Source organism: Methanophagales archaeon, from assembly GCA_021159465.1.
Taxonomy (GTDB): Archaea; Halobacteriota; Syntropharchaeia; order Alkanophagales; family Methanospirareceae; genus G60ANME1.
Genome location: JAGGRR010000125.1, coordinates 1 through 5,812 on the forward strand (window position 1 = coordinate 1; position 5,812 = coordinate 5,812).

At 46.3% G+C, this 5,812-nt stretch carries 5 protein-coding genes; 3 read left to right on the forward strand and 2 right to left on the reverse strand.

Annotated elements, in window-relative coordinates; genetic code table 11:
- Positions 1-294: 294 nt before the first annotated feature.
- On the forward strand, positions 295-498 hold the full coding sequence (locus J7J01_06050; GenBank protein MCD6210438.1) for a hypothetical protein: 204 nt from the start codon (positions 295-297) through the stop codon (positions 496-498).
- Entirely contained in the window at positions 491-2,371 is a 1,881-nt protein-coding gene (locus J7J01_06055) for a Na(+)/H(+) antiporter subunit D (protein ID MCD6210439.1), read from the forward strand. Before J7J01_06050 ends, J7J01_06055 begins: the two co-directional genes overlap by 8 nt.
- Here the strand turns inward: J7J01_06055 and J7J01_06060 are convergent.
- Positions 2,368-3,264: a branched-chain amino acid ABC transporter permease gene (locus J7J01_06060; GenBank protein ID MCD6210440.1), complete on the reverse strand. Its 897-nt coding sequence runs from the start codon at positions 3,262-3,264 to the stop codon at positions 2,368-2,370. The two genes, J7J01_06055 and J7J01_06060, sit on opposite strands and share 4 nt — an antisense overlap.
- 53 nt (positions 3,265-3,317) lie before the next feature.
- Complete coding sequence (locus J7J01_06065; GenBank protein ID MCD6210441.1) at positions 3,318-4,169, reverse strand: branched-chain amino acid ABC transporter permease; 852 nt, start codon at positions 4,167-4,169, stop codon at positions 3,318-3,320.
- 101 nt (positions 4,170-4,270) lie between these two features.
- Between J7J01_06065 and J7J01_06070 the strand changes: the two genes are divergently transcribed.
- Positions 4,271-5,638 carry an ABC transporter substrate-binding protein gene (locus J7J01_06070; GenBank protein ID MCD6210442.1) on the forward strand — a complete coding sequence of 456 codons (1,368 nt, stop codon included), beginning with the start codon at positions 4,271-4,273 and terminating at the stop codon, positions 5,636-5,638.
- Positions 5,639-5,812 lie beyond the last annotated feature (174 nt).

Below are 5,812 nucleotides of genomic sequence, written 5' to 3' on the forward strand. Positions count from 1 at the left end.
CATTGCCATTTCTTTGGGTTTCAGGGATAAAGGAAGCCTACAAAGGCTTGTTGAATGGTGACATTTTGGTGGGGGTTAAAAAGATTGGAAGAGAACCAGATTGAGAGATGATCAAGAGCAAAGTAAGTCGTATCCCAGCATCTTAGCCGGCTTGATTAAGAATGCTGCATTGAGTATTACTTATGACTACTTAGAAGAGAATACCTTCGCCATGAAAAATAGTTATATTTTATATACAAGTTAGAACCTAATTTTAATTTAGAATACTAATAGAGTTATGAGGGCAGAATAGAGATGGATAAAAAGGTGCTGAGAGGATTGCTGATAATTATTGTATGTGTGGTGCTGGTGGCATCTGCGGTATCCGTGTTTGTGCTGCATTCTGAACATTCAGAACTTTTAGAAGGGTTTCTGTACGGAGCGATAGGAGTAGGTCTATTCATGATAACAGCTAAGATACTGTCCCTGATACAGAAGGAGGGGAAGCAGGATGATTGAGTTCGATATACCACCCTTTCTCATCTATTATTTCGGTGCGGCATTGGTGCCGCTACTGGGTAGGGGAAAAGTGCGGAAGATTTTTCTCGTTGCTTTAGCCGTTTTTGGGCTTGTCTCCGTTGCGCTGATCCAACCCCATACCAGCTGGATAATCCCCACTTTCCCGGGTGTCAAGCAAACATTATTGCATGCCGATAGGCTCAGCATGATAATGGGGTATATATTCGCGTTAGCAGGCGGTGGTGCGATAATATACGGGCTCAGCACGATAAAGGAGGCGGGTCAATATGTGTGTGGATTGCTATATATGGGAAGCGCTTTAGGAGCGGTATTTGCCGGTGATTTCTTCACGCTCTTCATCTTCCTTGAGATAATGAGTTTCTCTTCCCTCGGCTTAATATGGTACGAACGTACAAGGCGCTCGATAGACGCAGGGATGCGTTATATCCTGTATCACATATTTGGCGGGTGTCTCACTCTTGCAGGGATAATAATACATTACTCGGTATCAGGTGGCTCTATCGCAGTGGGACCGATAGAACCGGGCATAGGGTACTTCCTGTTGCTCGCAGGGATAGGCGTAAACGCGGGGTTCATACCGCTACATACGTGGATACCGGATGCATATCCGAAAGCGACGATAGGTGGCACCATTTTCCTCTCCATATTCACGACGAAGACGGGTATATACATGCTTGCGAGGACTTTCTCAGGTGTGGAAGCGGTAGCATACATGGGCGGTGTGATGGCGCTCTACGGCGTTATATTTGCAATATTGCAGAACGATGTGAGGAAACTCCTCTCTTATCATATTGTGAGCCAGTTAGGCTATATGGTGGCGGGAGTGGGGATGGCGGGAGTGGGAATGGGCGTTATGGGACTGGGACTGCACACAGCCGCCGCCACGGCTACGGCTACGGGTACATTGGTGGAGAAATTAGCGTTAGATGGCGCTATTGCACATCTTTTCAATAACCTGCTGTTCAAGACCACGCTGTTCATGTGTATGGGCGCAATAATATACCGGACGGGAAAGAACAATCTCACCGATATGGGTGGACTTGCGAGGAAGATGCCGATAACGATGATAACGTGCGTGATAGCAGCTCTTTCTATCTCCGGTGTTGTGGGGTTCAATGGCTACATAAGCAAGGGTATGATAATTCACGCTGCTGAACTGAAAGGGATGCATATCGTCGCACTTGCTTTGATGCTGGCTTCGGTAGGCACGCTAATATCATTCATAAAACTCACATATTTCGCCTTTTTCGCTAAGAATGAACACATAGAAGCGAAGGAAGCGCCATTACCCATGCTCGTTCCGATGTGCATTACTGCTTTTCTCTGTATGGCTATCGGGCTATACCCAAAGTTGCTTTACACGATATTACCCTTCCGCGATGCTGCGTTCCATTACGAAGCGTTTGCTCCAGGGCACACTTTAGGAACGATGGAACTGGTGTTGATGACGCTTTTCCTGTTCTTCATGCTGGGATACTTTGCACCCCATGAGAAGATAACCCTCGATTTTGATCACCTGTATAGAAAGGCGGGCAGGAGGGTTATATGGTTCTGTGAGCAGCCACTTATGGGCTTCGCAAGTGCTATTGACACCAAACTGAAGAGAATCGCAGATTCGCTCGTATGGTTCAGCCGGAATCCGGTAGGGGCATCATTAATACAGCTGACCTCCACTGGTATGAGGCTGACGAAACATCTGCCTCTGAATCTTAATCATTATCATCATCCCGAGAGGGTGGAGCAGCGAGCGATAGAGGAGCCAGCGGAGAGATTGACTATAGGAGTAGGAATCGCGGTATTGGTGGTGTTGCTATTCTTTGCTCTGTACCTGATAGTGATGTTAATTTCCTAATCCAATACCAAATCCTCCTTCTTCCCTAATAACCCCTCTGGCTTGTACATCATCAGGATTATCAGTAATAAACCGATGAACATTATTCTTAGCGCGCCCATTTGGGTCGGGCTGAGCGGCAGGTATCCCTGAGTGAACCGGGTTGCACTGAAGAAGCTCATGAGGATAATCGCGCCCACCACCGTACCTCTGTTGTTGCCGCTACCCCCGAGCACAACTGCAATCCAGGCATAGAACGTCTCTATCGGCATAAAATTCCTCGGATTTATATATTGCAGGTAGAAAGCGAGGAGCGCGCCTGCAAGACCTGCAATGATAGATCCCAGCACAAGCGACTGGATTTTATACACGAAGACGTTCTTGCCAAGTGATGCAGGAACAGCCTCATCCTCACGTATGGATTTGAGCACACGTCCCCAGGGCGATTTTATGAGCTTCTCAAGCATGAAATAGCATACTCCAAGAATCACTATTACGAATATAAGCAGGAACAGGTTGTAATCGCCAGCTATAAAATCAAAACCGCCAAAAGGTCTCGAATACCCACATACACCCATTGGACCGCCAGTAAGCCATTCCTCATTTAAAAGAAAGGATCGTATTATCTCCGCAAATCCGATGGTCACTATTGCTAAATAATCCTCCCTCAGCTTCAGCGTTGGTATTCCCAGCAGCGCTCCGCATATACCCGCGAGGCTCATTCCTGCAAGTACTGACACGAGTAGCGGGATACCATTTAAATTCAACAGTACGGTCGTATATGCTCCTATGGCGAGAAAGGCAACGTGTCCAAAATTAATCAAACCAGTGAAGCCCCATTCCAAATTCAGACCCAGTGCGAAGATTGCATAAATCGCTGATATTAGTAATATGCTGGTTATATATTCTATCATCACCCATCATTTAATTTGTTTTGCTATATTATTTAACGTATATCCCAACCATCCTACCCCATTATACCCTGTGGTCTTAGCAGAAGCACAACTATCATTATTGCAAATGCTACTGCCAGCTTATATTCCGGAGGTAGGATTGCAGTGCTCAGCTCCTGTGCCACTCCTATCAGGATTCCTCCTGCCATTGCTCCATACGGATTGCCAATACCCCCAAGGATAGCTGCGGCGAACATCGGTAGTAACATGAACCAGCCCATATTGGGGTTTATATTCGTCAATAGCCCGTATAAGATGCCACTCACACCCGCGAGCGCCATCCCTATTGCCCATGTATATCTTATCATGAGGTCTACATCAATCCCGGAAACCCTTGCGAGGTCTATATTATCAGACAATGCCCGCATTGCCTTCCCCACTGTCGTACTCTTCAAGAGATAGTGTACGAGAAACATGCATAACAGCGCTATGGATATCTCTATAAGTTGATTCTGCGTGATTACCACCGTTCCTATTTCTATCCCCCGTTTCACTGGCAGCGCATAACGCTCAATGTCTGAACCCCAGAGGAATATAATAAGATTCCTGATGAACAGAGCTAGTCCAATGGAGATAATGATTAAAGCTACCCTGCCTGCCCCCTTAGATCGCATTGGCTTCCATATCACGTAATCGCACCCCACACCCACAACTGCTGTTATAATCACAGAAAACACACATGCTACCATGAAATTAATTCCAAGCACCACGCTGAATAGGAAGGCGAGATAGGCACCAAGTGTCAAGAAGTCGCCATGTGCGAAGTTAGCAAAATTTAAAATGCCATATATCATAGATAATCCAATGGCGGCAAGTGCTATGATGCTTCCGAGCACAATCCCGTTTATCAGTAGTTGCAGCAGCATTTCACTCTATTAATAAGTTGGGTAAGGAAAAGAAAAATCACAACCTTTTTATACTCACAGTTACTACGGTTTTCAATAGCCTAAGAGGGGGTGAATGATCCATGAGAAGAAGAACAATTGTAGCTTTTGCTATGGTTTTCCTTCCCCTTATTCTCTTGATATCGGGGACTGCAGTAGGAGCAGCAGAGGATAAAGAGGTGAAAATAGGCGTCCTTCAGGCATTGACTGGCGACCTGGGCACATATGGGGGACCAATGACCGATGCCATAAAGCTGGCGATAAAGGAAGTGAACGAAAACGGGGGTGTACTTGGTACAAATATCACGCTGATAATAGAGGATACTCAGACATCAGAAGTCTCGGCAGTTGATGCTGCGAATAAGCTTGTTAAAGTGGATAAAGTACCTGTAATCATTGGAACAACCAGTAGCGGACCTGGCAAGGCGATTATTGATATCACTACCGGCAACGGTGTTCTCCAGATATCATCCTCAAACACCGGTGTGGAATTCACATCACTCGACAGAAAGGATCTTTACTTCCGTACATGTCCTTCTGATGCATTGCAGGGCAAAGCGATGGCAAAACTCGCTATTCAGGAGGGATACAGAAATGCAAGCACTCTGGTGCTGAACAATCCTTATGGGATAGGTTTTGAAGATGTCTTCAAGAAGGAGTTCGAGGCTCTCGGAGGAACGGTACTGGAATCAGTGCGTTATGATCCCGCGGGAACTATATTCGATTCTGAGGTTGAGCGAGCATGCAGGTCGAAGCCTGATTTCGTGATGCTATGTGCTTATCCTCAGACCGGTAGTACAATAATTAAGACCGCGTATGAGAAGGGATACATGGAAGATATTGACTGGTTGCTCTCAGAGGGACTCAGGGATGAGACGTTCCCGGATATGGTGGGTAAAGATACCGCAGGTAACTACATCGTGGCAGGATTAAAGGGTACAACGCCTGACCCCCGGGTGGGCGGACCAGCATATGATACTTTCAAGGCGAGATACAAAGCCGAGTATGGCAAAGATGTTACCACTTACTGCTCTAACAGTTATGACGCTGCAGCCGTGGTCGCACTTGCGATAGAAAAAGCTGGTAAGGCTACCGGTGTTGCTATCAGAGATGCATTGAGGGACATTGCCAATCCGCCGGGTGTGGAGGTAACAGACATCGGGGAAGCCCTGAGGCTCATTCGAAATGGAACAGATATAAATTATCAGGGTGCTTCTGGTGAGATCAACTTTGATGAAAATGGTGATGTGCTCGGTAATTACTGTGAATGGTCTTTTACTGAAAACGGAAGTATCGCACTCGGTAAGTCAATAGAGCTGTCAGCAGCGGCACCGCGGGAAAAGCCTACACCTATACCTACACCTACAACACCGGGCTTTGAAACAGCTCTTGCTATCTTTGCCATTATTGGGGTTACATGTCTGTATCTGATATTACAGCGAAGGGCATAGGCACAGGCATAGGTCAGCAGCCAACAGTCCTATTCCATGCGATTTGTATTTTTTGTGCTACGTTTCACAGTTATTTTTAGCTCATCCCAGTCCCTTCTTACACCCTTTAACGAAGATATCGCACCGGCAATCGCATTCCCTATCATATCCTGTACGAACCTGTTTACCTCTATC

Excerpts from the sequence above, each read along its gene's own strand:
- J7J01_06050 (MCD6210438.1), top strand. The coding sequence starts at position 295 with ATGGATAAAAAGGTGCTGAGAGGATTGCTGATAATTATTGTATGTGTG.
- J7J01_06055 (MCD6210439.1), top strand. The coding sequence starts at position 491 with ATGATTGAGTTCGATATACCACCCTTTCTCATCTATTATTTCGGTGCG.
- J7J01_06060 (MCD6210440.1), bottom strand. The coding sequence starts at position 3,264 with ATGATAGAATATATAACCAGCATATTACTAATATCAGCGATTTATGCA.
- J7J01_06065 (MCD6210441.1), bottom strand. The coding sequence starts at position 4,169 with ATGCTGCTGCAACTACTGATAAACGGGATTGTGCTCGGAAGCATCATA.
- J7J01_06070 (MCD6210442.1), top strand. The coding sequence starts at position 4,271 with ATGAGAAGAAGAACAATTGTAGCTTTTGCTATGGTTTTCCTTCCCCTT.